Source organism: Photobacterium lucens, assembly GCF_009873615.1.
Classification (GTDB): Bacteria; Pseudomonadota; Gammaproteobacteria; order Enterobacterales; family Vibrionaceae; genus Photobacterium; species Photobacterium lucens.
Genome location: NZ_SSMG01000098.1, coordinates 1 through 1,535, shown reverse-complemented (window position 1 = coordinate 1,535; position 1,535 = coordinate 1). Strand labels below are relative to the sequence as shown.

Genomic DNA, 1,535 nt, shown 5'->3' with positions numbered 1-1,535 from the left:
ATATATTATCGTACGGTTAAGCTTTATTTTATTTAAAAAAACAGAAGGTTATTGATATTAATAGAATAGAGATAAGAAAAGTTTACTATATTAGATGGGTGGAAGCCCCACCAGCCACATCCCGGCACACACATCGCCTGCTGCGGTTGCTCCCTTCCGGGCCTGGCCGAGTTCACAAGTTAGTGTTGCGGGAGGACCAATGGGGCCTCCATAGATTCTTTGTCTCTTGCGAGAACGAGATGGATTATGTAGTAAGCTAACTAAGAATGCAAGCCGTTATCTTGCCACCTCGCTTTGAACGCGCACTTTTCATCCAATAGAGAAAAGATTGGAAATAAAACCATCACTTTGTAATCAAAGCGTTTATTCCTCTTCTTCAGGATCTTCTAATAGCGACTCACCTAGCAATCCTCCACCAAGTACCAGTAACCATGACACTAAAATAGGATTGGCAACATCAAACTGCGGCATGATCACCAATGTGGCAAAACCAACTGCTGGCAATACGCAAGCTAATTTAGGGATCCACTCATCAAGATGCACTTTACTCAATGATTGCAGGGCTGCAATGATCCCCGTAACACATAAAGCGAGCAATGCTGCATGCTCCATGCCACCGACCCATAATGGGATCACAAGAATAATGGGCCACCATGTATTACCTTCCACTGGTCGCCAGCTACGTGCCGCGAACCATATAATAGCAATGGCAATAATTTGTAATAATGTGGCAGTGATCGAACCTGGGAGTTTACCTTCCCCTTGTAATGCCATTAACCCTGCATTCATGGCTAAGACAATCGAGATCATCAAAGAGCCTAATTGCCAACACCCTTTCGGTGAAGTACAAATGATCAGAATAGGCAGCATCATAAAGAGGCTAACAGAAAGTGCGACAGGTTGCTCAGGTAACACATAGCCAAACAAGCCTAAACCTATGAGCAATAACCATGCAGCAACACCACCTTGTGGTAATAGCCATAAAGCAGGGATTGCTAAAGCTAAAATAGGTAGTTCACCTTGGCTGTGTGCTAGAGCATTAACTCCCAGCACTGTAAGTAAAAGTGTTATGGCAATCAGCATTGTTTTATACAACATGGCAACACCTCCTTGCGTTATCCTGCTGTTTAATCAAAGATGGGCTTTTTCCATCTCTAGGTACAAATATGGACGATTTTTCTCACCAAATCTATAGCCAAGTGCATCAAATACCTGTTGGAAAAATATCAACTTATGGTGATATTGCAAAATTTGCTGGCTTTCCTGGTTATGCTCGGCAAGTCGGTCGATTACTGTCTAACCTACCACAGGATTCAAGATTACCATGGCATAGAGTGATCAATAGCCAAGGTAGAATCTCATTAGTAGACGATGGCAAAGCAAGACAAATGGAAGCACTACGTAATGAAGGTATTTTGATTTCAGAGCAAGGAAAAATTAACTTAAAACACTACCGTTGGTGAAGTGACCCCCAATAGTTGGACACCAATTATTGGGGGTCTTTTATGTCCAAATATAGTCGAGAGTTAAAATGC

Annotated in this window: 2 protein-coding genes and 1 other RNA gene; 1 reads left to right on the top strand and 2 read right to left on the bottom strand. The window is 42.3% G+C overall.

Annotated elements, in window-relative coordinates; genetic code table 11:
* Positions 1-105: 105 nt before the first annotated feature.
* Together ffs and E5A76_RS05095 are read right to left on the bottom strand one after the other, a co-directional pair.
* An RNA gene (gene ffs, locus E5A76_RS05100) (signal recognition particle sRNA small type) lies at positions 106-202 on the bottom strand.
* A gap of 161 nt (positions 203-363) precedes the next feature.
* Positions 364-1,098: a hypothetical protein gene (locus E5A76_RS05095; RefSeq protein ID WP_053988490.1), complete on the bottom strand. Its 735-nt coding sequence runs from the start codon at positions 1,096-1,098 to the stop codon at positions 364-366.
* A gap of 68 nt (positions 1,099-1,166) precedes the next feature.
* Between E5A76_RS05095 and E5A76_RS05090 the strand changes: the two genes are divergently transcribed.
* A complete protein-coding gene (locus tag E5A76_RS05090) occupies positions 1,167-1,463 on the top strand; it encodes an MGMT family protein (RefSeq protein ID WP_161118286.1) in 297 nt (98 codons plus the stop codon).
* Positions 1,464-1,535: the final 72 nt, after the last annotated feature.